General features: G+C 31.9%; 19 protein-coding genes. 12 read left to right on the top strand and 7 right to left on the bottom strand.

Annotated elements, in window-relative coordinates; all coding sequences use genetic code 11:
- Nucleotides 1-24 precede the first annotated feature (24 nt).
- Nucleotides 25-579 carry a conjugal transfer protein TraO gene (locus tag Q0975_RS22095; protein WP_299440752.1) on the bottom strand — a complete coding sequence of 185 codons (555 nt, stop codon included), beginning with the start codon at nucleotides 577-579 and terminating at the stop codon, nucleotides 25-27.
- A gap of 292 nt (nucleotides 580-871) precedes the next feature.
- Between Q0975_RS22095 and Q0975_RS22090 the strand changes: the two genes are divergently transcribed.
- Complete coding sequence (locus Q0975_RS22090) at nucleotides 872-3,310, top strand: TonB-dependent receptor (protein ID WP_299440749.1); 2,439 nt, start codon at nucleotides 872-874, stop codon at nucleotides 3,308-3,310.
- Between the two features lie 137 nt (nucleotides 3,311-3,447).
- Here the strand turns inward: Q0975_RS22090 and Q0975_RS22085 are convergent, their stop codons facing one another.
- Nucleotides 3,448-5,961, bottom strand: coding sequence for an immunoglobulin-like domain-containing protein (locus Q0975_RS22085; RefSeq protein ID WP_299440747.1), 2,514 nt, complete (start codon nucleotides 5,959-5,961; stop codon nucleotides 3,448-3,450).
- Nucleotides 5,962-6,448: 487 nt separating this feature from the next.
- A complete protein-coding gene (locus Q0975_RS22080) occupies nucleotides 6,449-6,625 on the bottom strand; it encodes a hypothetical protein (RefSeq protein WP_162897257.1) in 177 nt (58 codons plus the stop codon).
- A 184-nt stretch (nucleotides 6,626-6,809) separates the two neighbouring features.
- Between Q0975_RS22080 and fumC the strand changes: the two genes are divergently transcribed.
- The 7 genes from fumC to Q0975_RS22045 all read left to right on the top strand — a co-directional run bounded on the left by fumC (nucleotide 6,810) and on the right by Q0975_RS22045 (nucleotide 15,262).
- Nucleotides 6,810-8,207 carry a class II fumarate hydratase gene (fumC, locus tag Q0975_RS22075; protein WP_299440744.1) on the top strand — a complete coding sequence of 466 codons (1,398 nt, stop codon included), beginning with the start codon at nucleotides 6,810-6,812 and terminating at the stop codon, nucleotides 8,205-8,207.
- Nucleotides 8,208-8,416: 209 nt separating this feature from the next.
- Nucleotides 8,417-9,592 (top strand): T9SS type A sorting domain-containing protein, encoded by a 1,176-nt coding sequence (locus Q0975_RS22070; protein ID WP_299440742.1) that lies wholly within the window; start codon nucleotides 8,417-8,419, stop codon nucleotides 9,590-9,592.
- Between the two features lie 779 nt (nucleotides 9,593-10,371).
- Complete coding sequence (locus Q0975_RS22065) at nucleotides 10,372-10,935, top strand: hypothetical protein (RefSeq protein ID WP_299440739.1); 564 nt, start codon at nucleotides 10,372-10,374, stop codon at nucleotides 10,933-10,935.
- A gap of 29 nt (nucleotides 10,936-10,964) precedes the next feature.
- Nucleotides 10,965-11,597 carry a LysE family translocator gene (locus Q0975_RS22060; RefSeq protein ID WP_299440736.1) on the top strand — a complete coding sequence of 211 codons (633 nt, stop codon included), beginning with the start codon at nucleotides 10,965-10,967 and terminating at the stop codon, nucleotides 11,595-11,597.
- Nucleotides 11,598-11,643: 46 nt separating this feature from the next.
- Nucleotides 11,644-12,264 carry a hypothetical protein gene (locus Q0975_RS22055; RefSeq protein WP_299440733.1) on the top strand — a complete coding sequence of 207 codons (621 nt, stop codon included), beginning with the start codon at nucleotides 11,644-11,646 and terminating at the stop codon, nucleotides 12,262-12,264.
- 514 nt (nucleotides 12,265-12,778) lie between these two features.
- On the top strand, nucleotides 12,779-14,008 hold the full coding sequence (locus tag Q0975_RS22050) for a glycosyl hydrolase family 18 protein (protein WP_299440730.1): 1,230 nt from the start codon (nucleotides 12,779-12,781) through the stop codon (nucleotides 14,006-14,008).
- Between the two features lie 39 nt (nucleotides 14,009-14,047).
- Entirely contained in the window at nucleotides 14,048-15,262 is a 1,215-nt protein-coding gene (locus Q0975_RS22045; protein WP_299440727.1) for a DUF418 domain-containing protein, read from the top strand.
- A gap of 104 nt (nucleotides 15,263-15,366) precedes the next feature.
- Here Q0975_RS22045 and Q0975_RS22040 read toward each other — a convergent pair whose 3' ends face one another.
- The gene (locus tag Q0975_RS22040; protein ID WP_299440724.1) at nucleotides 15,367-16,650 is read right to left on the bottom strand and encodes a cystathionine gamma-synthase family protein; all 1,284 of its coding nucleotides are present in this window, start codon (nucleotides 16,648-16,650) and stop codon (nucleotides 15,367-15,369) included.
- A 177-nt stretch (nucleotides 16,651-16,827) separates the two neighbouring features.
- On the opposite strand from Q0975_RS22040, the gene Q0975_RS22035 reads away from it, so the two are divergent.
- The gene (locus Q0975_RS22035) at nucleotides 16,828-17,283 is read left to right on the top strand and encodes an Lrp/AsnC family transcriptional regulator (RefSeq protein WP_299440721.1); all 456 of its coding nucleotides are present in this window, start codon (nucleotides 16,828-16,830) and stop codon (nucleotides 17,281-17,283) included.
- Between the two features lie 42 nt (nucleotides 17,284-17,325).
- On the opposite strand, the gene Q0975_RS22030 is transcribed toward Q0975_RS22035, so the two are convergent.
- Both Q0975_RS22030 and holA read right to left on the bottom strand, forming a co-directional pair.
- Complete coding sequence (locus Q0975_RS22030) at nucleotides 17,326-18,672, bottom strand: MFS transporter (protein ID WP_299440718.1); 1,347 nt, start codon at nucleotides 18,670-18,672, stop codon at nucleotides 17,326-17,328.
- Nucleotides 18,673-18,732: 60 nt separating this feature from the next.
- The gene (gene holA, locus Q0975_RS22025; protein ID WP_299440715.1) at nucleotides 18,733-19,737 is read right to left on the bottom strand and encodes a DNA polymerase III subunit delta; all 1,005 of its coding nucleotides are present in this window, start codon (nucleotides 19,735-19,737) and stop codon (nucleotides 18,733-18,735) included.
- A 26-nt stretch (nucleotides 19,738-19,763) separates the two neighbouring features.
- Here holA and Q0975_RS22020 point away from each other — a divergent pair, with 26 nt between their 5' ends.
- The 3 genes from Q0975_RS22020 to Q0975_RS22010 all read left to right on the top strand — a co-directional run bounded on the left by Q0975_RS22020 (nucleotide 19,764) and on the right by Q0975_RS22010 (nucleotide 22,408).
- Nucleotides 19,764-20,207 carry a type I restriction enzyme HsdR N-terminal domain-containing protein gene (locus Q0975_RS22020; protein ID WP_299440712.1) on the top strand — a complete coding sequence of 148 codons (444 nt, stop codon included), beginning with the start codon at nucleotides 19,764-19,766 and terminating at the stop codon, nucleotides 20,205-20,207.
- Between the two features lie 241 nt (nucleotides 20,208-20,448).
- Nucleotides 20,449-21,441, top strand: a complete 993-nt coding sequence (locus Q0975_RS22015; protein ID WP_299440709.1) for a glycosyltransferase family 2 protein — start codon at nucleotides 20,449-20,451, stop codon at nucleotides 21,439-21,441.
- Nucleotides 21,442-21,541: 100 nt separating this feature from the next.
- The gene (locus tag Q0975_RS22010; RefSeq protein ID WP_299440706.1) at nucleotides 21,542-22,408 is read left to right on the top strand and encodes a flagellar motor protein MotB; all 867 of its coding nucleotides are present in this window, start codon (nucleotides 21,542-21,544) and stop codon (nucleotides 22,406-22,408) included.
- A gap of 347 nt (nucleotides 22,409-22,755) precedes the next feature.
- Here Q0975_RS22010 and Q0975_RS22005 read toward each other — a convergent pair whose 3' ends face one another.
- Nucleotides 22,756-24,606: a glycoside hydrolase family 13 protein gene (locus tag Q0975_RS22005; protein ID WP_299440703.1), complete on the bottom strand. Its 1,851-nt coding sequence runs from the start codon at nucleotides 24,604-24,606 to the stop codon at nucleotides 22,756-22,758.
- Between the last annotated feature and the right edge of the window lie 205 nt (nucleotides 24,607-24,811).

The following is a 24,811-nucleotide window of genomic DNA, read 5'->3' as shown; positions in this document are numbered from 1 at the left end:
ATAATGATCAACTCGTTTAAAAAACTATTTTAATATTAATTTAATCCCAAGGCCAAAATAAGGAGTAAATTCTCCTATTTCACTATTCACATGATATATCTCTTGAGCTTTTATGTTAATTGCTATCGTAGGGATCAAAAAGATGTCTGCATCCAATCCCGCATATGCACCAAAAACCACAGTACTAGTTTCTATATCCAGTAGTAGATTATTTTCTAAAGTTTCATCTCCATTATTAACGGTCTCATAGCCCACCGTTCCTCCAGCTCCAAGAGCAAGAGCAAAAGTTCTCTTATTATTTCTTAATACATCAAAAAAGAAACCTGCATTAAAAGCATATAGATCAACAGGGATTTTTATATCCTCATACTCTAATTTTGTGAAATTAGTCTGGACATTAAACTGTAAGTAATCAAATTCGTTAACTTTATAATCTACTGTTGCCATGCCTCCAAAACCTCCATCAACATAACCACCAGTTAACGATAGTGCAATTTTATGACTTTGAGAATACATCGAAATTGAAGAAAAAAGAATAACTACAATTAATAAAGACTTATTAATTAGACGTTTTTTCATAAACCCTGTTTTATTGATTTGTGATATTATTTAGTTTTACCTTTTTTATTTAAAAAAGAGCTGCAAAACTAAAAAACCGAAACGTATTTTACACTATAATTATTGTGTCTTTGTTGTAACTAAATTCTTTCAAATCATAAAAAACTTTCAATTTGACGAGATTATTGTTAAATTAACCTAACAACATAAGACCATAACCACCTAACATTAAGTAAAATACAATATTTAACACCCCTTTAACCCTCATAACTGCGCCCTAATCATATTTTTGAGCACTTACTATCAAAAAAATATGGGAAAAATTACTTTAATGTTAATTGCGATATTTATCGGATTATCTTCTTTCGCTCAACAAAATGAAGTAAAAGTAACTGGAAAAATTATTGATGAAGAAACTAAAGAGCCTTTAGAATATGCCACTATTTCTTTTCTAAATCCTAAAGAAAATAAAATTGTTACAGGTGGAATAACTGAGGTAAATGGTAATTTTAACATTCAAGTTCCGGTAGGTATTTACAGTATATCTGTTGAATTTATTTCTTTTAAAACAAAAACACTAACAAAGCAAAAGATTTTTAAAAACACGAATTTAGGAACTATAAATCTTGGATTAGATACTGAAGCATTAGACGATGTTGTCGTTATTGCCGAAAAAACAACAGTAGAAATAAAACTAGATAAGAAAATATACAATGTAGGAAAAGATCTTACCGTAAGTGGTGGAACCGTTAGTGATGTACTGGACAATGTCCCTTCTGTTTCTGTTGATGTGGAAGGAAATGTAGCACTTCGTGGAAATGACAATGTAAGGATATTGATTAACGGAAAACCTTCTGGTCTTGTCGGGTTAAGCGGTACTGACGCGTTACGCCAATTACCCGCAGAATCTATTGAGCGTGTAGAGGTAATCACATCTCCTTCTGCTCGTTATGACGCTGAAGGAACTGCAGGGATTCTTAACATTATTTTACGTCGCAGCAAATTACAAGGCTTAAACGGGGCGCTAACTGTAAATACCGGATATCCTCTGCAAGCTGGTATATCTGGAAACTTAAACTACAGAACTGGTGATCTAAATTTTTTCACTACCTCTGGATATAACTATCGAGAAGTACCTGGAAATTCATTATCAGAAACACGGTTTTTTAATATTGACTCCGAAACTCTAGTTGATAATCCTGATACTTTTCTAAATGAAAAAAGAGATTTTGATAGAATACGTAAAGGACTTAATACTAATGTTGGTCTAGAATGGTATATCAATAATAGTTCTTCTGTTACGACTTCTTTTCTATACCGTTCTAGCGACAATGAAAGAAATACTACTAATCTCATTACGGAACCAGATGCTAATGGAAATATCCTAAGCAGTAATTTACGTATCGATCCTGAAGTAGAGGATGATGTGACTAAACAATATTCATTAAATTATAATAAAGATTTTAACGATAGCGGTCACAAACTTACCTTTGATTTTCAAATAGAAAACAGTGAGGAGGAGGAAGACTCTAGGATTACTCAAGAAAATATTTCTACTATAGAACTGGTAAATACTATTGAGAAACAAGACCGTATCCTTATTCAAACCGACTATGTATTACCAATTGGTAAAAAGAGTCAGTTTGAATTGGGATATAGAGGGAACTTTAATGAATTAGATACAGAATTCTTAGTTCAATTTGATAACAATGGTTCCATAACTACAGATACTAATTTATCCAACAATTTAATTTTTAAGGAACAAGTAAATGCCGCTTACACTCAGTTTGGAAGTAAAGCAGGAAAGTTTTCTTATTTACTGGGCTTAAGAGTAGAAGGAACCAGAATTACAATAGATCAAAAAACAAGTGGTGACTTTAACAAAAAAGTATACACTGATATCTTTCCAACCGTCAATTTGGGATATAAATTATCTGACAAGCAAAGTTTAACCCTTGGATATAATCGTAGAATCCGAAGACCTCGTTCCCGTTTTATTAATCCATTTCCGTCCAGATCCAGTGCTACAAACATTTTTCAAGGAAATCCAGATATAGACCCTAGCTATTCCAATGCTTTTGATCTTGGATATCTTAATAGAATGGGTAAACTAACCTTAAACTCTTCTATTTATTATAATAGATCAACTCAGGTATTCACTTTTATTGCTGAAGATACTGGAGATACGGCAATTATTGGTGATGGAACAGAAGTTCCTATTATACGAAGAAGACCTATTAATTTATCCAGTTCTGATCGATATGGATTTGAATTTACACTAACCTATAGTCCCAATAGAAAATGGAGGATTAATGGTAATTTTAACGCCTTTCAAAACAATGTCAGAGGTGATTTCAATGGTCAAAATTTTGATGCGGATAACTTTAGTTGGTTTGCAAGGTTAAGTAACAAAATTACACTCCCTGCAAAAATTGACTGGCAAACTACCGCTTTTTATGCTGGTCCAAGTGAAAATGCACAAACTAAAAGAGAAGGACTTCTGAGCGTGAATTTAGCTTTTAGTAAAGATTTTTTTAAAGATAAAGGATCATTAACTTTCAATGTAAGTGATTTATTTAATAGTAGGAAACGTCAAAGCGTATCTACTACAGAAACCTTTACTACAGATGGTGAATTTCAATGGAGAGAGCGAAGTTTTACGTTATCATTTACATATCGATTCAATCAAAAGAAAAAGAGACAACGTTCTAGAGGAAACTTTAACGGTGGTGATGAAGAGTTTGAAGGATAATTCTCTAGTTTTTCATACTCCATTAACAGTACTACATCTTTTTAAGATTTCTGATCATTCTTTATAAAATAAAATCACCCAACTCATACAATGTGATGAATCAGGTGATTTTTATTAATCGTTATGATTTAGATGAATTAATTCGTTATGGTTACCGTAGTTCCGGTAATGTCTGTTGCACCAAATTCATCTGTTATTTCTATTCCTACATTAAAAACAGTTCCTGGCGCACCAGTAAATGTATGTGTTACATTATCAAATATATCACTATTCACTTCAGGAGATCCATCTCCAAAATTCCATTTGGCATTTATAATAATACCATCACTTGTAGATCCTCCTGCATTAAAAGTAATAGTTAGTGGGGATTTACCGGTTACATTTCTAGGATCAAATCTTGCAACAGGAGGATTATAGACCTGAATAGTTCTGGTAATAGTTGCACTATTATTTCCTGAAGTATCTGTAGCAAAATATGATATCGTATAAAAACCAGCAGTGTTTACATTTACAGTTCCAGAAGTAGAAATTCTTATATCCTGAACTGGATCGTAATTATCAGAAACTAACACACTTTCTTCTGTATAGGATGAACCAATTAGAACCGGAATAAAAGATGAACCTTTTAATGTAATTTCTGGAGCTATATTATCTACTACAGTAACCTTTAGGTTTTTCGTCGCTGTATTCCCTGCAACATCTGTTGCTGTATATGTTAGTATATTCTCTCCTAAGGTATTTATATCAACAGATCCACTTATCATTGCTGTTAAAGGATCATTAGCGTTATCAGTTACTACGGCCGTTGGATTGGTGAATGGAGTATTTACAGTATGTATTATCTCAGAACCTGATATACTTAATGTTATTACAGGTACTTCGGTATCAATGACGATAACCACTCTTTCTGCACTCACAGTATTACCACCTGAATCAGTTACTGTATATATAACTTTATACTCACCAGGATCATTACTTATTACATTGTTTTCTATATTTATATCGAAATCCTGATCGATATCATCTGAAACTTCTACTCCAGCATCCATATAGCTTGTAGTGGCATTAAAAGTTAAAGGATTCTGTCCTAAAATTCGAATTACTGGAGGAGTATCACCTACTACCGTCACTATTCGATTTAGTGTTGTTGTATTACTTGATGAATCTGTAACGCTATAAGTAATAGTATAATCTCCCTCTACATTTACATTCACATTTTCGGTTACCGTAAGGTTTTCTTGCAGTATTGCCATAGTATCTACATTATCAGAAAGCGTAACTCCAGGATCCGTAAAAACAGTCCCTATTAATATTCTTAAAGGGTTATCTCCTATTAAGGTTATAACCGGTGCTTCGTCATCTATCACCGTTACTTTTCTAGTGATAGATGATGAATTACCTGAGGTATCCGTAGCGGTATAAGTAATGATATATGTTCCAGGTGTTAATGTATCCACAGTACCCGTAGTTTCCACTTCCACATTAATATCTACATTATCTGTCACTGTTACTCCTGCATCTGTATATTCTTCTCCTACTCGTATGGTAATTTCTGGTTCTCCTATAAGTTCAATAACTGGTGCTTCTGTATCTAAATCTGTATAGATAAGTATTAATGAACCTAATTTTTCTATTGGTGTAGAATTCGCATTTATTACATTAAATTGAATTTCATGACTTCCCATAACGGTTCCTGTATAAATCCCTGAAAAATCTCCTGTCTCAACAGGTATTTCATCTCCTGATTGATATTCCACTTCATTCAATCTCAAAACACCTGTGTTAGATGTATTATATATCATTTTATAACTAGAACTCCCTACAGTTTCTGTAATTTTAAAATTAAGTATCGCCTCGCTATTTGTTGCAAGTTCTGAGGATACCGCCTCTACTGTAAAAGTGAAATCCGGAGTTTCTGTTACAGGAATTATAAAACTCTTTTCTAACGTAACATTTAGGCTGCTTTCTACAATAAACTCTATCGCTAAATCCCCTACGGTAGTTCCTTCTAATTGCCATGAGAACGTATTCCCTTGATCTATAGCGATAAATTCTTCCTGACTTAAAACTTCTCCTTCTTTATACATAATGCCAGTTCCACTGCCATCAACACCAGTATTTACAAACTTGTAAGATATTGTATAATCCGCTGGACTAATTTCGTTATTAATCTCAAAATTAAGATCGATCGTTCCTCCTATATATGCAGAGGATGGCGTAGGCATAATTTCTATATCAAACGCTGTATCTTTTACATTGTAGGTTAAAACAAACTCTCTATCTTGTTGATATTGATCTCTTATGGTTACCGTTACTTTATTAGTTCCTACTGTGGCTCCCGTATAAGAAATAGTATTTGTTAAATCCGACAATACTATGAACTCATCTTCTTCTATCAATTGATTATTCAATAAATAACTTCCTGAACCTTCGTTAACTTTATATTTTACACTAAAATTTTCTGGCTGTTCTGGACTGTCTGTAATCCTAAATTCTGTAGCTTTTGGAGTGTTAAGAAAAGAGTTTAAAGTTGTTTCACTAAATTCTACTTTAAAAGAAATTATTAAATCGTCTGTTATTTCTTTAGTACAAGCCATTATAGCTACTAATAAGGCGATACTGACTAAAAAGTATTTAGATGTTTTTTTCATGATAATGTTGATCCACTTTAGTATTAATTTCGAAATAAGCCCATAAGATGTTAATCCGCTTTTGTTAAAAAACATCATAAATCAATCACTACCTTAGATTTATTATTAAATCTACAGTGTAAATTCTGATGTCTGTTTATTTTAACCTGCTTTATGCGTCATAATGCAAATCAAACAATTATAAAGCTTGTTCACTTTAGTATGAGGATGTTCGTTTCAATTTTGTGGACAAATGGAAAGATTTATTGGGCAGATGTTTTTAGAGGTTTGGACTATTTCTATTTCTCTGGGAAGATGAATTGTTGAAAATTTATTTTTATTAAAAGCTTCCGCTAAGTCATTCTATAGATAAATAACTGATACGTTAAATACAGCTTACAGAAGTTAGAGTAAAGTGAAGCAAATAGCTTTAACTACTTTTTAATCAACAAAAAAGGGAGTCAACTGACTCCCTTTTTTAATATATAACTATAACTAATCGTATTATTTAAGCTTCTTCTCTAGCCTTACGTTTAGCTTCTTGCTTTAACTTAAAGTTTTCTATAGTAGCACCAAAAATCCAGTAAGGAACTACAAAGGTTAATAAAAATATCATCAACCAAAATCCTATTGTAAGGATTGTTAAGAATGCTAAAAAACCAAGGTATTGATCAAATTCGAACATAATAGTAATCTAATTTCAATTTTTGCCAAAGATAATAACTCTTCCTTTTATCTCATAGCATAAATAAGATTTATTTTCAAAACTGAAACTTAAATATCATTCCTTTTTAAAAAGTACATTCTTTATTCAGAAATAGCTATACAAATTCTTAAATTTGCGCTTCAAAAAACAAATCATCACTGCTATGGAATACAGAATAGAAAAAGATACAATGGGCGAAGTAAAAGTGCCCGCTGATAAACTTTGGGGAGCACAGACAGAACGTTCCAGAAATAACTTTAAAATTGGTGCACCTGGTTCCATGCCTTTAGAAATAGTATACGGTTTTGCTTATCTTAAAAAAGCTGCAGCTTTCACCAACTGTGAACTTGGTGTCCTGCCTATCGAAAAGAGAGATCTTATTGCACAAGTTTGTGATGAAATTCTAGCAGGGAAACATGATGATCAATTCCCGCTGGTAATCTGGCAAACGGGTTCTGGTACACAAAGTAACATGAATGTAAATGAAGTTGTAGCAAATCGCGCACATCAATTAGCTGGGAAAACTATAGGTGAAGGAGAAAAGACCATTCAACCTAATGATGATGTGAACAAATCACAATCTTCTAATGACACCTTCCCAACAGGCATGCATATCGCCGCTTATAAAAAGATCTTAGAGGTTACGATTCCTGGTATTATGCAGTTAAGAGATACTCTTAAGAAAAAATCTGAAACTTTTAAAAATGTTGTAAAGATTGGTCGTACTCACTTTATGGATGCTACACCACTTACTATTGGGCAAGAATTATCTGGATATGTTTCTCAGTTAGATCACGGATTGAAAGCTCTAGAAAATACATTGCCACATTTGGCTGAAATCGCTTTAGGGGGAACCGCAGTAGGAACAGGTTTAAATACCCCAAAAGGATATGCCAAAAGAGTATCTGAATTTATTGCTCAGTTTACAGGATTACCATTTATAACTGCAGAGAACAAATTTGAAGCTTTAGCGGCTCATGATGCATTTGTAGAAACGCACGGTGCTTTAAAACAAATTGCGGTATCCTTAAACAAAATAGGAAACGATATAAGAATGCTAGCATCTGGTCCTAGAAGTGGAATTGGCGAACTAATTATTCCTGCTAATGAACCTGGAAGTTCAATTATGCCTGGAAAAGTAAACCCAACTCAATGTGAAGCATTGACAATGGTATGTGCACAAGTATTAGGTAATGATGTAGCTATCAATGTAGGTGGAATGCAAGGACATTTCGAACTAAATGTATTTAAACCGGTAATGGCAGCGAATCTACTGCAAAGTGCTCAATTAATTGGTGATTCTTGTGTTTCTTTTGATGAACATTGTGCAAAAGGTATAGAACCTAACCAAGCAAGAATAACAGAATTATTAAATAATTCATTGATGCTGGTAACTGCATTAAATACCAAAATCGGATATTATAAAGCTGCCGAAATTGCTAATACCGCACACAAAAATGGAACTACTTTAAAACAAGAAGCTGTTGCTTTAGGTTATGTTACCGAAGAAGAATTTGATCAATGGGTAAAACCGGAAGATATGGTAGGTGCTCTTAAATAAAATAGCACTTCTATTAAAAATAATTAAAGCCAGATGTTTATTCATCTGGCTTTTTTTATACTTGGATGTGAAACGTGATTAGATTTTTATTGATACAGTGTTTTTTGATTTTATTAAGAGGTTTTAACATTACGCTAACCTTCTAAAAATATTTCCTGTTTCCAAAATGATCTAAATTGCGGCGTTAAATTCACACAAACTCAAATACTATGACCTTCTTTAAACTTAAAATAGCTAATTACTTAAAAGGATTGCTTTTGCCAGCTATATTCCTTTTCGGTTTTTCAATTACAGTAATCGCCCAACAAACCATTAACGCTACGCTTGAACATGATGGTTTAACACGTGAATATATCTTATATATTCCTGCATCATATTCACCAAGCACAGCAGTCCCTTTACTATTTAATTTCCATGGATACACATCAAGTGCTAATGATCAAATGTTTTATGGTGATTTTAGATCTATTGCGGATTCAGAAGGATTTCTAATCGTACATCCTATGGGTACTGTTGATAATGTGGGAAATACACACTTTAATGTAGGTTGGGGAACTAGTAATGTCGATGATGTAGGTTTTACAGAAGCTTTGATTGATGAAATATCGTCGAATTACACCATCAATTCAGATCGAGTTTATAGCACTGGGATGTCTAATGGAGGGTTTATGAGTTACAAATTAGCTTGTGAGCTTAGTGGACGTATTGCGGCAATAGCATCAGTTACAGGAACAATGAACAAAAATCAACCCAACACTTGTACCCCTTCTCACCAAATTCCAGTAATGGAAATTCACGGTACAGCAGATACAACGGTACCTTATGAAGGTGCTAATTGGATAGAATCTACTTCGGATGTTGTTAGTTTTTGGGCTGATTTTAATAATTGCGATAGCTCTCCAGAAATTACTAGTATTTCGGATACTGAGCCTAGTGATGGTTCCACTGTAGAATACCAAGTATTCAAAAATGGAGATAATGGTGCTCGAGTAGAACACTATAAAATAAATAATGGTGGACACAAATGGCCTGGTTCTGCTTTTAGTTCAGCAGGTACCAACTATGATATTGACGCATCTGCAGAGATCTGGAACTTTTTTTCACAATATGATATTAATGGTTTGATAACCACTTTATCCGTGGAAGAAGTCGAAGGAAATAATACTATTTTTAGTGTTTATCCGAATCCTGCAAATTCAATTATTACTGTTAATTTAAAAAACCCAAAGCATGTAGATTATGACATCTTTACGCTAGAAGGGAAGCTGATTTCTAATGGTACAGTGTCTTCTACAAACAATAAAATTGATGTCTCTCCCCTTTTATCATCCACAATATATTTCCTAAAGATTGGAAATACAACAGTCAAAATCCAAAAGAAATAGCTTTCTTATTATAAGAAAATAACACCAATAAAAAACCGGATACTTACGCATCCGGTTTTTTGTCCCCACTAATATAACTAACTATTAGAATTTCCCCACGAATTCTAATATATTGTATCTTCCAATTTACAATTACATCCTATCTGTGTATCGCATGGCTACAAGCCTTCGGAAGTTCTCTTAAAAATTCTCTTATAAATTTGAAATTAAAGCGAAATGATTTCATAATATCTTGTGTAAAATTGTTGTATAGACTCTGATTTTTAATTAAGTATAAAAATAACTTCTTTTATGTTCTTGTGAAACAAGTAAAACTACCTGTATTTCATCTTTACTAATTGTCAACAAATACTATCTATGAATAGCGTGACTACTTGCTTTAGGAAGTTCTTGTAAAAAATCTAAAATAAAACGGAAATTAATGCCTAGTAAATTCATAATAAAGTATGTGTAAAAATGGTTTGTAAATCTTTTATTAATATCTCTGGTACAAATATACTTTAGGAATGCATATGACACAATGGGGGAAAACACCCAAATTGACCAGTGGGATATCCCCTTTTATTACTTAATAAACTAACAATCAGCTATTTGTGATAAAAACAAGCTGACACAAATTGAGGTTTTTTTATGGAATTTTACCTTGAATCTCTATTTTAATTTAAATTAAGGAGTTTTAAGCCCTAATATTTTCATCTTATCTTTTATATGAATGCGAGAAATATATACTTATCTTGTTCCTGTTCAAATATTTGTGTTATTATATAGATGAATAAAAAATGAAACACAAGACAATAATTAAGTCGTTACAAATCTTTAGTATCTTTTTATTTTTATTTTTATTTGGATCCTGTAAAAGTCCTGATGAATCAAATGGAGGTTGGGAAATGGTTTTTCGAAACGATGCAGATGGACATGTCACTTTCGGAGATAAATCAAAACTAATTGATGCAGTACGACTAGGTTACCCTATTAGAATTGGTTGGGGAAGTAACCGTGTGGAACACGTGGCGGATGCCGATTTCTTAACAATTTTTCAAGGAAAGGAAGTTTTTGCTCAGATTAATACTATTGTTGGTCAAGCACCAAGAATTGATAATGATTCTATGAAAATTAGATTTAGGACACAAAATCATTGGACTAAACTTGCAGGAACTAATGGGTATTCAACTGGCTTTATGACAAATTACATTAAGGATACGATTGTAGGTGGAGGAACAGATAGATACACAGCTACAACGTGGTATGTATTATATCCTAGTTATAAATCTGATATACAACCTCTTCCATTATGGAAAAAAGAATCGCCAAATTGGGAAGAGTGGAAAAAAAAGAATGAATAGTACTGTGGGTAAGTTAGAATTAAATTAAAATGAGTGGAATAGAGAATTATTTAGGATTTATAATAGCTGGGATTATTATGAACCTAACACCTGGAGCAGATACTATCTACATAATCACTCGCAGTATTGCTCAAGGAAAAAAAGCCGGTATATATTCTGTCCTCGGAATTGGAAGTGGGGCAATAATTCATATTATGTTAGCTGGATTTGGACTTTCTATACTATTAACAAAATCAATATTACTTTTTAATGTAATAAAATGGATTGGGGCAATTTATTTGATTTATTTAGGAATTAGAATGCTTTTGGACAAATCTAAATTATTCTCTGATAAACAAATTGAATTTGAAAAAACGGATTTGTGGAAAATTTACAAACAAGGGTTTTGGACTAATTTGCTGAATCCGAAAGTGGCAATTTTCTTTTTGTCATTACTACCTCAATTCATAAAACCTGAATACGTTGATAACTCAATTCCTTTTATAATCCTTGGCCTAACTTTTCTTACCACTGGTACAATCTGGTGTTTATTTCTGGCTTATTCTGCTTCATTTATGACTAACACTTTGAGAAAGAATGGCCGAATAGGAAAAATTATGAAAAAAGTCAGCGGATTTGTATTTATCGGTTTAGGAGTGCAGTTATTAATAAAACGAAATTGATTGCTAAGAAAGTTAATGCATAATGCAGTAGATAAATAATAATTAATTGATAGTACACAAACTTCTCGCAGAAATACTAGCCAATAGAAAAGAAAACGAATTAACCGTAGTGTCTATATGTGGAGCAGCTGATTTAGGCAAATCATATATATCAAAAAAAATATCTGAATTATTAACTGAAAGCAATATAAAAACCAATCACTTGACTATGGATTCTTATCTCCTAGATCGAGAGATGCGTAAAAAAAAAGAATTAAGTGGTTATGATATTGAAGCATATAATCAAAAAGAAGTTCTAAAAGACTTAATAGCTCTAAAGAATGGAGAATCAATTAATTTTAAACCTTATAATCATAATAAAGGAACAAGTGGTTTGATTTTTTCTGAAATGGAACCTTCAGATATTTTAATTTTTGATGGACTTCACTCCATGCATCCTTCTTTCGTTCCTTACGTAAACGTTACTATTTTTCTATACACAAAAGATGTCTTACTAAAAAATATTCGCTCAGAAGCAGATATTATAAAACGAAAATATACTACTGACTATTCCAAATCAATATCGGAGAGCGAATTCGAATTATATAAATCTAATGTTTATCCTTATAAAAAGCAGGCGGATTACATCATATATTTAAAAGACAAATGGAATTATTACCTAGAGTAAACTGGTTAAATCTAAACCATACTTCTTTAATCTAAAAGAATTAACCTGTAGAGGATTTAATATTATAGTGCCTAAGATTCCTGATAATGGATTACAACAACGTTCTAATCCTATACAATTAAAAAAAAACAGTTTATTACCTCTTTATCTATGAATAGCGTGGCTACAAGCTTTAGGTAATTCTTGTAAAAAATCTAAAATAGAACGGAAGTCGATGCTTAATAATTTCATAATTCTGTGAGTGTAAAAATGGTTCGTATATCTTTTATTAATAATTATGGTACAAATATATATCAGGAATCCACACAACGCAATGGGGAAAAACACCTATTTTAAGCAGTGACATTCCCCTTTTTTAAACATAAAAAACTTACAATCAGAATATTAGAAACAAAAAAGCTAGTAGTAAAGAGACCTTTATTGTTATTAATCGTTTAATTAATGACTATTGACATACATATGAAGAGCATATCATTATCTTTAATAATTATATTTGTAGGTTATACAAAAATATATGAAAAAGCTATTTACTCTGATTTTTTCGTTGTCTCTATTGGTTAGCTGTAATGTTAATAATAAATCTAAAGAGAATGATGAAAATCCACTAAGTCCAAACGATAGTATTCGTTTTATTAGCCAACGTCATTTACAAAATCAGAAATTAGAAGATTACAATCTTAAAACTGAAGAACAATGGGATAGTTTAAATACTGTTTCTCATAAAAAAGTACTTCATAAAAAAGGAAAAGTACATTCCGATATCCGTACGTTTGGATGGCATCTCTATTCTAACGGTTCTTCTTACAAAAATTATAACTTCTCCATGTTATGGGGACTCTCCTATTTTTCATATGCTTTGCAACCAGAAACTGGTAGTTATAAAAGTATTCATCAATGGAAAACCACTTCTTTGATAGATAGTGCTAAAGCAAAGGGGTGTAAGGTGTTTTTTTCTGTTTCTAATTTTGGAAGGAAAAACAATACTACTTTCTTGAGAAATCAAAAAGCTCAGAAGACACTAATAGATAGTCTATCCAGTTTATTAGCCTTAAGATCCGCAGACGGAATAAATATTGATTTTGAAGGAGTTCCAAAAAAAGACAAAGAATACTTTACCAAATTTATCATTGAGATTTCAAAAAGTCTAAAACAAGATAACCCCAACTATATGGTTTCACTGTGTCTTTATGCTATTGACTGGAATGATATTTTTGATATAAACGCCATTGATCCATATATAGATTTTTATACTTTGATGGGATATGATTATTATGGAAGTTTTAGTAAAACCACTGGACCTGTTACACCTTTCAAAAAAAGCAAGAAATTCGGGAATGGTCTGGAAACATCAGTTAATTACTATAAGAACAAAGGCGTTCATTTTAATAAACTAATCGTTGGATTACCTTATTATGGAGCGGAATGGTATACTAAAAAACCCGAAATAGGTGCCGTTGTTACTAGATTTAAATCTCACCCACGTTATCAATCAATAAGGGAATTATATATTGATTCATTAAAAATCCCAATACAGTTTGATCCCAAAAGTTCTTCAAGTTATCTCATTGTTAAAGATAATAACAAAGAATATAGACAAATCTTCTTCGAAGATGTAAAATCACTTTCAATTAAATATGATTGGATAAAAAATAACAAGATCGGAGGAGTTGGAATTTGGGCGCTAGGATATGATGATGGTTATTCTGAGTTATGGGATTTATTAACAGAGAAATTTTCAAAATAAAAAGGTATACTTCATTATTCAACACTAAAAAAGGTAAAATTGAACGAACAACCAGTAAAAGCAAAAAAAAGAATTGATTTATTAGATGTTTTTCGAGGTTTTGCAATTCTCGGAATTTTTGTCGTCAATATTACTATAATGAATTCTACTTTTCTAAATCAGGATGAATTTGCAAAACAATGGACTTCTAACATAGATCAGATATCCCAAAAAATTTTACAATTATTTTTTTACACAAAATTCTTTCCGATTTTCTCTTTGTTATTTGGTTTAGGGATTTCAATGCAGGCACTAAAAATGTTAGAGAAAAATAAACGTTCATTTTCATTCTTTGCAAGAAGAATGTTCATACTATTCCTATTTGGAATATTTCATATTGTATTTTTATGGTCTGGAGACGTACTAAACCTATATGCGCTACTTGGTCTTTTTACAACTCTTATGATCAAAAAGTCAAACAAATTAATTCTTTGGTTGTCTGTAATTTTTCTCATTTTTCCTTTTTATGACCAACTTCTTGAATATATTTTTAATGTTCTAAATTTTCGTCCGGATACTTTTTTAAGCGATTATACCGGAGAAACTGTCAACCAAATTATAAAAGATGGGACCTATGTTGCCGGAATCGAATTGAGATTATTAGAATACCTTTCTAATATACCCATGTTATTTGGGTTCCTTGCTCCTGTTGCGATTTCTATGTTTCTACTTGGACTTTATCTCGGAAAAAATAAAATCTATGCATCTCTTGATTTATTTATTGAAAAAATAAAAAAGCCAGCACTAATTGTTGGAGTTATAACCAACATATATAGAATCATTTTTTTATTTGTACTCCCCAACTTAGAAATTTATTCTAATAATAGTTTCCGTTCCGTATTCATAAAATTAATGGTACTCTCGGATATAGCAATGGGCTTGTTTTATCTTTGGGTTATAGGATGGTTTTGGTACAACACAAAATTGAAGTCTATTTTATCACCACTAAAATATGCAGGTAGAATGGCTTTGACCAATTATATAATGCAAAGCTTAATTGCTTTAATCCTTTTTAGTTCAATTGGATTTAGACTATATGAAACTTTAAGTCCATCAAGAGCATTATTGACAGCAATACTAGTTTTTATTTTTCAAGTAATTGTCAGCAAAATTTGGTTATCATATTTTCTATATGGCCCGTTAGAATGGATTTGGAGGTGTCTAACTTATAAAGAATTACTCCCGATAAAGAAAACTATGCTAGCTAATAATTAATGAATTTTAATAGGATAAAGATCTAATTTTACTAAAGGTTTCATTTAAAACAAAAAGCCTGGCTAACTTATTAACCAGGCTTTTATAATATACCATTTATAATTTTAAACCGTTTCTATTTCCAAAACAACACCAACTTCAACTTTCTCCAAAGCTTGTTCCAGATCCCAAATAAGATCTTTAGCACTTTCTACTCCAATTGATAACCTCACTAATTGATCGGTAATATTCATTTGTTGTCTTTGTGCTTCATCAACTCCAGCATGAGTCATTGTTTTAGGATGCTCAGATAAACTTTCTGTACCTCCTAAACTAACTGCTAGCTTCATCAGTTTAAGATTATTAAGAAACATAAATGCTTCTTTTTCTCCACCCACAATATCAAAAGAAACCATTGCTCCAGGAGCAGAGCATTGTTTCTTATAAATATTATAGGATTCAGTTCCTTCTGGAAGCAATCCCAAATAATACACTTTCTCGATTTTAGGATGCTTATCTAAGTAGTCTGCTACTAACTGTGCATTTTCTGTTTGTTGATCCATTCGCACTTTTAAAGTTTCTAAACTTCTAAGCAATAACCAAGCTGTATGCGGACTTACCATATTACCCAAGAACGTACGTAAAGTCTTTACGCGAATCATTAATTCTGCATTCCCCAAAACAGCTCCTGCAATTAGATCACTGTGTCCACCAATATACTTAGTTGCAGAATACAGTACAAGATCTGCACCACACTGTAAGGGATGTTGCCATAATGGACCCATATAGGTATTATCTACAGCTACTAACGCTTTCCTTTCTCCTGTACTATACTTAGCAGCAATCTGACTAAACTTTTCGATATCTACAATATCATTTGTAGGGTTAGCAGGAGTTTCCAGATAAATCATTGCCAGTTTATCGGCTTTACCAGAAGCTTGAATCATCTCCTCCACTTCTTCTATACTCTGATTTGGCATTACCCCAATAGTATCAACTCCTATTTTATCTAAAAAATGGTGAATAAAATGATCCGTTCCTCCATATACAGGATTACTATATACTAATAAATCTCCAGGTTTTAGAAACTCTAATAACACCGTGCTAATTGCAGACATTCCACTCTCGAATACAGCACAATCATCTGCTTTATCCCAAAGACATAATCTGTTTTCTAATATTTCGAGATTAGGATTATTAATTCTACTATAAATCAATCCTAACTCTTCTTTTTCCGATTTTTCACGCAAACCATATGCTAACTCAAAAAAGGCTTTCCCTTCTTCAGCCGTTTTAAAAACAAAGGTTGAAGTCTGAAATATTGGACATTTTATGGCTCCTTCAGACAACTCAGGCTTATAACCATAAGTCATCATTAAACTCTCTGGATTAAAATTATGATCTTTCATTTGTTAGCTATATAAATTGTTAGTAATAATTAGTATTTGTTGTTATATAAAATTATATGAAAAAGAATTAAAAACCATTTTTAGGTATTTATTTAGAAATAATAATACATATAGATAGCTTTAAAAGAATTTTATTCTATTTTTGGTTTATTAAAGTAATTTAAAGAGAAAAATATTATGGATAAAACGGATCGATCTATCCTTAATTTATTACAAAAAGATGGTAAAATCACTATCAAAGAAATTGCAGAACGTTTAAGTCTTACTACTACTCCAATTTTCGAACGAGTTAAGAAACTGGAACGTGAAGGGTATATAAAATCTTACAAAGCCATTCTTGATAGAAAAAAAGCAGGATTACAGCTTATGGTGTTTTGTAACGTTACCTTAAACCTGCACCAGACAGATTATTTAAAAAAATTCGAAAAAGATATCCAGCAATTTCCGGAGGTGGTAGAATGTTATCACGTGGCTGGTATGTTTGATTATTTGATTAAGATATATGCTGAAGATATGGAATCATATCAAAACTTTCTTTCCAATAAACTAGCGTCACTAGAAAACATTTCTAAAGTACAGAGTTCATTTGTAATGACCGAAGTAAAAGATTTTTCGTTTTTGCCAATTCCTTAGAGAATTATACTTCAGTTTAAAATAAGATTTCTGATATTCTATTTAGACTGTTTCTAGTTTTTGATCAATCTTTAATGAAGTTCTTTTGGTCTGTATATAATTTATTAATAGGAGAATAAATATCAATAAAAACACGCCTGCCCCAATAATAAAAATTGTCACGTTTATACTTTCGAACATAATTCCTCCTACAACTAATCCAACAATACTAGCCAAACTCCCCATACTATTACCATATCCCTGAATAGCTCCTTGCATCGAAGAATTTCCTGTTTTTGATAAAAGAGACAAGAAGCTAGGCCACATTAAACCATTACCAATTGATAATAAAGTGTTGGCTACATATAATATGATAATACTAGAATTAGAAAGAAGAAAAAAACTCAGAGATAATAGTACCGTTCCGACAGTAACCAATAGAATGTTAGATACTTTACCTGAAAGAAAAGATAATAATGGTCCTTGAACCAAAATCATTATAAAACTGGAATACGCCAAAAATATACCTAAATCAATAGCAGTCCATTCTAAAATAGTAGAAGCGTATATCGGTAATCCTGCATAGAACAAACTAAACCCTAAAAATGTCAAAAAATAAATAGTAAATAACAATGGGATGCCTCTTTGCCTAAGCACATTTCTAAATGTATTATGATTTTTATCCGCACCTATAGCATCATCAAAACAATCTTTATGTTCCACTTGAAAAAACCTTCTAAAAGATTTGAAATTTAAGTTTCCGGTATCTACCATACAAGGATTACTTTCTGGAAGTCTAATAAATATAACCAAAATGGCAATTAACGAAATAATAGCAGCTAGAAGAATAGGTAATGTTTCTCCCATAATTGTAGAAGCTAAAACTCCAGCAATTGCAGGTCCTAGAACAAAACCTAAGCTTGTAGATGCTCCCATCATACCAAAATTCTTATCGCGATCTTCATCCGTAGAAATATCAGAAAGATATGCATTCGCAACAGAAACATTTCCTCCAGTAAATCCATCAAAAATTCTAGCCACAAATATTAATATTAATGGTAGCGTCATAACATACTTACCACTAAACCCCGAATCTGATGACCACAAGGTTATTTCCGGAAGTATCAAGGCTATTAAAAAAAGTAACCAAGCGATAAAAGTTCCTGCTTGACTGATTACCAATACCTTCTTTCGTCCTATCCGATCAGAAAGTCTTCCAAGAATTGGAGCTCCTATAAATTGAAAAAATGGATACATAGCACCCAGAATTCCATAAATAAAACCATTACCTCCTAAATCAGTAACTATAAAAATCAGGATTGGAATTACGATACTATACCCTAAAATCCCTATGAAATTGACCAATAATATTGGGAAAATACTTTTAGAAAAAAAATTAAAGATTTGCATTTCCTAAAATTAAGATTGTTATTGCTAAGCGCCTGTTAAACAATTATTAATAATAGATTATTACCCCATTATTTTCACTAAAAGTTCTTTCAGAATGTCTCCTGGAGGAAGATTGGCTGCTCCTACTCCTTTACTCTTAACATCAGCTTCTCGTAATAACGCAATGATCTGACTCACTTTCTTCATAGGATAATTTCGAGCAGCATCAGAGTAATCACTCACGAAATATGGATTAATCTTTAAAGCACTCGCTACGTTACGCTGTGATTTATCAGATAACCCATGGTATTGTAATACCTGAGAAAAGAAACCGTATAATAAAGAGATTGTAACTACTAGAGGATTGTCTTTTGGGTTTTGAGCAAAGTAGTTGATTATACGATGAGCTTTTAATACATCTCTCATTCCTATTGCCTTACGCAATTCGAAATTATTGAACTCCTTACTAATTCCGATATTTTCTTCAATTTTATCGGCGGTAATGGGTTCTCCTTTTGGTATGATCAATTTTAATTTTTCTAATTCATTATTGATCTTACTTAAATCTGTTCCTAAAAACTCTACTAACATCTGAGAAGCCTTCGGTTCTATATTGTATTTTGCACCCGCTAAAACCCTTCTGATCCAATCAGAAACTTGATTTTCATAGAGTTTTTTACTTTCGTAAATAACCCCATTCTTAGCTACTATTTTATATAGTTTCTTTCGCTTATCTATCTTTTTATACTTGTAACAAATAACTAAAACTGTAGAAGGCTGAGGGTTTTCTGCATAATCTGCTAACTTTTCTATCGTTCTGGATAAATCCTGTGCTTCTTTTACAATCACCACTTGGCGCTCTGCCATCATTGGATACCGTTTAGCATTAGAAACGATATCTTCTATAGTTACATCACGACCATACAATACCATCTGATTAAATCCCTTCTCTTCTTCTGCTAGTACATTCTTGTCAATATATTCTGAAATTCTATCAATATAATATGATTCTTCACCCATCAAAAAATAAATAGGCTTGATATTTCCATTCTTAATATCGCTTACAATCTGTTTTACTTCATCCATTCAGAAAAAATCATCAAATTTGTGTCATGCAAAAGCTTAACTTCCCAGCATACCAGTTCAGGTTCAAAAGTAGCGAAAATAAAGTTTCTATTTTTGACAGAATTCGCAAAAAATTTATCATCCTTACTCCAGAGGAATGGGTTAGACAACATACCGTAAATTATTTAATCGAAGAAAAAAAATACCCTGAGAGTCTTATTAATGTAGAAAAACTTATCAAAGTCAATGATCTTAATAAACGTTATGATATCATTATTTTCAACCCAGATGGTAGCATCTATCTTATTATAGAATGTAAATCTCATACTGTAAAAATCACACAAGAAGTTTTTGACCAGATTGCTCGCTACAATCTTGCATTGAATGCAGAATATCTTATGATCACCAATGGAATGAATCATTACTATTGTCAAATGGATTATATAGAAAAACGATATGCTTTTCTGAAAGATATTCCTGATTATAAATAGAATCGTTGTACATTTTGAAACTAATACTATAAAGGAAACGTCAATTCGAGTGATTTTTTATAGTGAAACGAAGAAAAATTGTATAGAGAATAGCTTTTTTTGATCCAAAATCCTATTCTCGATATACTTCTTCCTAAGGTCGAAGCAATCGAATTGACGAATTTGGGATTTAAAAACACCAAAATGCACAACACTTTATAAATAGTAACTTCTTAATATTATTTTTTATTTATTTGCAAACGTGAATATAGCAGTCGTCATATTAAATTGGAATGGACGTTCATTATTAGAACAGTTTCTTCCGTCCATTGTGAAGTATTCTAAAGAAGCAACTGTGTATCTAGCTGATAATGCTTCTACGGATGATTCTATAGATTTCGTAAAAACTTCTTTTCCTGAAGTGAAAATTGTCCAAAATGAAGTAAACGGTGGATATGCCAAAGGATATAATGATGCCTTGGCAAAAATTGATGCAGATGTATACTGCTTACTAAACAGTGATGTGGAAGTAACTGAGAATTGGCTTCTTCCAGTAATAGAAACTTTTAAGAGTTCTGAAAACATTGCTGCAGTACAACCCAAAATTCTTGATTATAAAAAAAAGAACTACTTCGAATATGCAGGTGCTGCTGGAGGTTTTATGGATAAATTAGGATATCCCTTCTGTCGCGGAAGAATTTTTGACACGTTAGAAGAAGACAAAGGACAGTACAATGATACCACGGATATTTTCTGGGCAAGCGGAGCATGTTTGTTTATTCGGAAATCAGTTTTTGAAGAAACTGGGAGATTAGATGAAGATTTCTTTGCACATCAGGAAGAAATAGATCTCTGCTGGCGTATACGAAATCATGGCTATGATATTAAATATATAGGTTCATCTGAAGTATATCACCTTGGTGGAGCTACTTTAAACACACTCAACCCAAGAAAAACCTTTCTTAATTTCAGAAACAATCTATTGATGATGGTAAAAAACTCTTTTGGAGTATCTATTTGGTTTATTATCTTTATTCGAATGATATTAGATGGAGTTGCTGGAGTAAAATATATAGTAGAAGGAAAGCCTTCACATTGTTTAGCAATTCTTAAAGCCCATTTCAGCTTTTACAAAAATTTGCCAACTTTTGTTAAAAAACGAAAAAAATCAACTGATAGAAGGAAATATTATACTGTTTCTTCCGTTGTATGGCAGTATTATATTTTGAACAAAAAACTATTTAACCATTTGTAAGGTTATATTCATTAAATTATTGTTAACAGGGCGATATTGCGTCACAATTTTAATAATTTTGAGTTATATAACCAGAATAAGACTAAAAACAAATTTTCTAATGAAAAAAGCAATGATTATCGGAGCTTCAATAGCTGTCCTATTATCTTCTTGTGTATCACAAAAGAAATTTACGGACCTAGAAGCAAAACAAAAAGAAACTCAAGATTTATTAAATACAGCTACTGTTAAACTAAACAGCTGCCTTGAAGAAAAAGCAAGCGAAAGCTCTGAATTGAAAGTTCTTAGAGATCAAGTATCAAATCTTAAAAACCAAAATTCTGCACTATTAAACAATGTTGGTAATCTTGCAACATTATCAACTAAAGAAGCAGAAAACCTAGAGAGATCTTTAGAAAGTATTAAAGAAAAAGATCTTCAGATCAAAACAATGAATGATGCATTGAATAAAAAAGATTCTGTGACTTTGGCATTGGTAACAAGTCTGAAAGGAGCTTTAGGTAACCTTGCAGATGAAGATATTGAGATAAATGTAGAAAAAGGAGTAGTATATGTTTCTATTTCTGATAAGTTATTATTTAAAAGCGGTAGTTACAACGTTTCCACAAGAGCTCGTGAAGTACTAGGTAAAGTTGCCAAAGTGGTGAACGATAAACCAGATATCGAATTCTTAGTAGAAGGACATACAGATAATGTGCCAATTAAAAATAAGGTACTTTTAGATAACTGGGATTTAAGTGTAAAAAGAGCAACCTCTGTTGTGCGTGTATTACAAAATGATTTCAAAGTAGATCCTAAACGTATGACCGCTGCGGGACGTAGTTATTATGTGCCAGTTGCAGATAATGCTTCTGCCTCTAACCGTTCTAAAAACAGACGTACAAGAATCGTAGTACTTCCTAAACTAGATCAGTTCTATAATATGATCGAAGACGGAATGAAAAAAGCTAGCGAAGGCGGTAATTAGAAAATAAAAATATTTATAAAAAAAGGGTTAATTTAATTATTAACCCTTTTTTTATGCTCAAAACTAAAATAATAAAAGTATAGCATGTTTTTACAATCTAAAGGAGTTCTTTCTTCTTGGACAACAGCACTATTGCTATTGGCGAGATGATGCTTAGAAATTAGAATAAGGGATTTTTACAATAAAAAACCTCACCTTAATCCTCCCAGAAGGAGAAGAAACATAAAACTATAACTGCAAGTAATTAGGTTTTATCTATACCTTTTCTTGTATCGAATCCAAGTATTTAATTTCATTGTTAACAATGAAGTGTACTTGAACAAAAAGAAGAAGCTATAGAAGAACTTTTATCTTACCAAATCTATAATCAAAGCTGTATCTCCAGAAAGCGTAACATCTTGAAAATCATTTAATTCAACTCCATTTAAGATATCTTTCCCTTTTGAATATCCCTCTAGAGATTTTTTAAAGCGTTCCAATTTAAAACTAGCGTAGTCTTTATCACTATTATTGATAATGATCATGGTATTTTCTGTATCTGTATATCTAAAATATACATAAACATTATCAATGGGTTGATAGTGTGTCAGTTTTCCGTTATGAATAGACTTCGCTTTTTTTCTCCAGTTAAGGATTGTTTTTATGTAATTAAAAATTTCATTTTCCTGAACTGTTCTTCCTTCTTTGGTAAAAGCGTTTCGAGTATCATTTTTCCATCCACCGGGAAAATCCTGTCGTACCTTGCCATCAGGACGCCTATTTTTCATCAAAATCTCATCTCCATAATAAATTTGAGGAATTCCTCTTGTAGTAAGTGTAAAGGCCATACTGAGCTTTAGTTTCTTAACATCACCATCTAATAACGCTAATAAACGATCAACATCATGGTTTCCATTAAAAACCTTATTATTTTCCGGATTTCCATATACAAAATCCTCTGCGAGTGTTTTATAAAGTTCAGAAATATCTCCTCCTTTTTCGAAAGCTCTTATCATTGAATAATACAATGCATAATCGCTTATACTTTTAACATTAGAAATATACCCATCTCTATTCATTTTATCGTTATTCCAATAGGACAAATAAGAAGCCCTTTCTGCCCAGGTTTCTGCAACCATATAAAAATCTGGATATTCCTGAGTAAGCGCTTTCATCCATCTGGACATGGCGTGTTTATTTGGATACGGATAAGTATCTAACCGTATACCATCTATGCCTGAATACTCTACCCACCATATTGAATTCTGAATCATATAGGTAGCGAGAAAATCATTTTCTAGATTTAGATCAGGCATGTTAACATCAAACCATCCTTTGGTTAGCAAATCAAAATCACTGGAGGATACATAAGGATCAGAAGCTGCAATATTGGTGAAATTGCTTTTAGTAAAAGTATCCCACTGATTTAACCAATCCTTAGAAGGTAAATCCTGGATCCACCAATGACCTGAACCACAATGATTAAAAACCTGATCCATAATCACTTTTATTCCTTTATCATGTGATAGACCCACTAATCGTTTATAATCATCATTACTTCCAAAACGAGTATCCGTTTTATAAAAATCCGAAATTGCATATCCATGATAAGAGTATACTGGCTGATCATTCTCCAAAACAGGATTTAGCCATAATGTGGTAACACCTAATTCCTCAAAATAATCGAAATTATCCAAAATTCCTTTTAAATCTCCTCCATGTCTGCCATTTTCATCTTTCCTATTTAATTTTTCCAATGTATCATCCGTTGAATCATTAGTAATATCTCCATTCGCAAAACGATCCGGTGTTATTAGATAAACAACATCTGCTGATGTTACTGCCTGACCAACTTGTCCCCTTTCTGCTTTAGGTTTTAATTGATACCTGTAACTAAATTTTTCCTTTCCATTAGTAAACGTAATCGAAAAAAATCCCGGCTTTGCATTTTTAGAAATACTAAGGTTTAGAAATAGATAGTTCTCATTTTCTACTTTGCTTACACTTTTTAATTGTAATCCTGGATATTGAAGAGATACATCAAACAAACTAATATTTTTTCCGTGTACTAATAACTGTAGGTCAGGATTTGTCATACCTGTCCACCAAAACGGAGGTTCTACATGAGTAAGTCTTTCTTTTTTTTGTGCTTGACAAAAAAAAGAGATTGACAATAACACTACGAATAGCGATAATCCTTTTTTTGAATAAAATTTCATAAGTAATATTTTTAACTGTTTCAACCACTAATAACCATACACAATAGGTCAACTACAACTTCATTATACGGATAGCAGTATTTCGGGATAGACAACTAATAATCCGATAAATTCTAAAAGCTTGTTGCTATCTGAATAAAAAAAATATAATTCCTGTAGTATGTACTAAATTGACGGTTGTTCGTCCTGAATTTTGTTATTTTAT

Origin of the sequence: uncultured Aquimarina sp., from assembly GCF_947500065.1 — a bacterium.
In the GTDB taxonomy this organism is placed as follows: domain Bacteria; phylum Bacteroidota; class Bacteroidia; order Flavobacteriales; family Flavobacteriaceae; genus Aquimarina.
The sequence above is the reverse complement of the archived record's forward strand: the minus strand, read 5'-3'. Positions and strand labels throughout refer to the sequence as shown.

Coding starts and splice junctions, on each gene's coding strand:
- Q0975_RS22010 (WP_299440706.1), top strand. CDS start 21,542: ATGAAAAAAGCAATGATTATCGGAGCTTCAATAGCTGTCCTATTATCT.
- Q0975_RS22095 (WP_299440752.1), bottom strand. CDS start 579: ATGAAAAAACGTCTAATTAATAAGTCTTTATTAATTGTAGTTATTCTT.
- Q0975_RS22030 (WP_299440718.1), bottom strand. CDS start 18,672: ATGCAAATCTTTAATTTTTTTTCTAAAAGTATTTTCCCAATATTATTG.
- Q0975_RS22020 (WP_299440712.1), top strand. CDS start 19,764: ATGCAAAAGCTTAACTTCCCAGCATACCAGTTCAGGTTCAAAAGTAGC.
- Q0975_RS22050 (WP_299440730.1), top strand. CDS start 12,779: ATGAAAAAGCTATTTACTCTGATTTTTTCGTTGTCTCTATTGGTTAGC.
- Q0975_RS22085 (WP_299440747.1), bottom strand. CDS start 5,961: ATGAAAAAAACATCTAAATACTTTTTAGTCAGTATCGCCTTATTAGTA.
- fumC (WP_299440744.1), top strand. CDS start 6,810: ATGGAATACAGAATAGAAAAAGATACAATGGGCGAAGTAAAAGTGCCC.
- Q0975_RS22035 (WP_299440721.1), top strand. CDS start 16,828: ATGGATAAAACGGATCGATCTATCCTTAATTTATTACAAAAAGATGGT.
- Q0975_RS22005 (WP_299440703.1), bottom strand. CDS start 24,606: ATGAAATTTTATTCAAAAAAAGGATTATCGCTATTCGTAGTGTTATTG.
- Q0975_RS22040 (WP_299440724.1), bottom strand. CDS start 16,650: ATGAAAGATCATAATTTTAATCCAGAGAGTTTAATGATGACTTATGGT.
- Q0975_RS22070 (WP_299440742.1), top strand. CDS start 8,417: ATGACCTTCTTTAAACTTAAAATAGCTAATTACTTAAAAGGATTGCTT.
- Q0975_RS22090 (WP_299440749.1), top strand. CDS start 872: ATGGGAAAAATTACTTTAATGTTAATTGCGATATTTATCGGATTATCT.
- holA (WP_299440715.1), bottom strand. CDS start 19,737: ATGGATGAAGTAAAACAGATTGTAAGCGATATTAAGAATGGAAATATC.
- Q0975_RS22060 (WP_299440736.1), top strand. CDS start 10,965: ATGAGTGGAATAGAGAATTATTTAGGATTTATAATAGCTGGGATTATT.
- Q0975_RS22080 (WP_162897257.1), bottom strand. CDS start 6,625: ATGTTCGAATTTGATCAATACCTTGGTTTTTTAGCATTCTTAACAATC.
- Q0975_RS22065 (WP_299440739.1), top strand. CDS start 10,372: ATGAAACACAAGACAATAATTAAGTCGTTACAAATCTTTAGTATCTTT.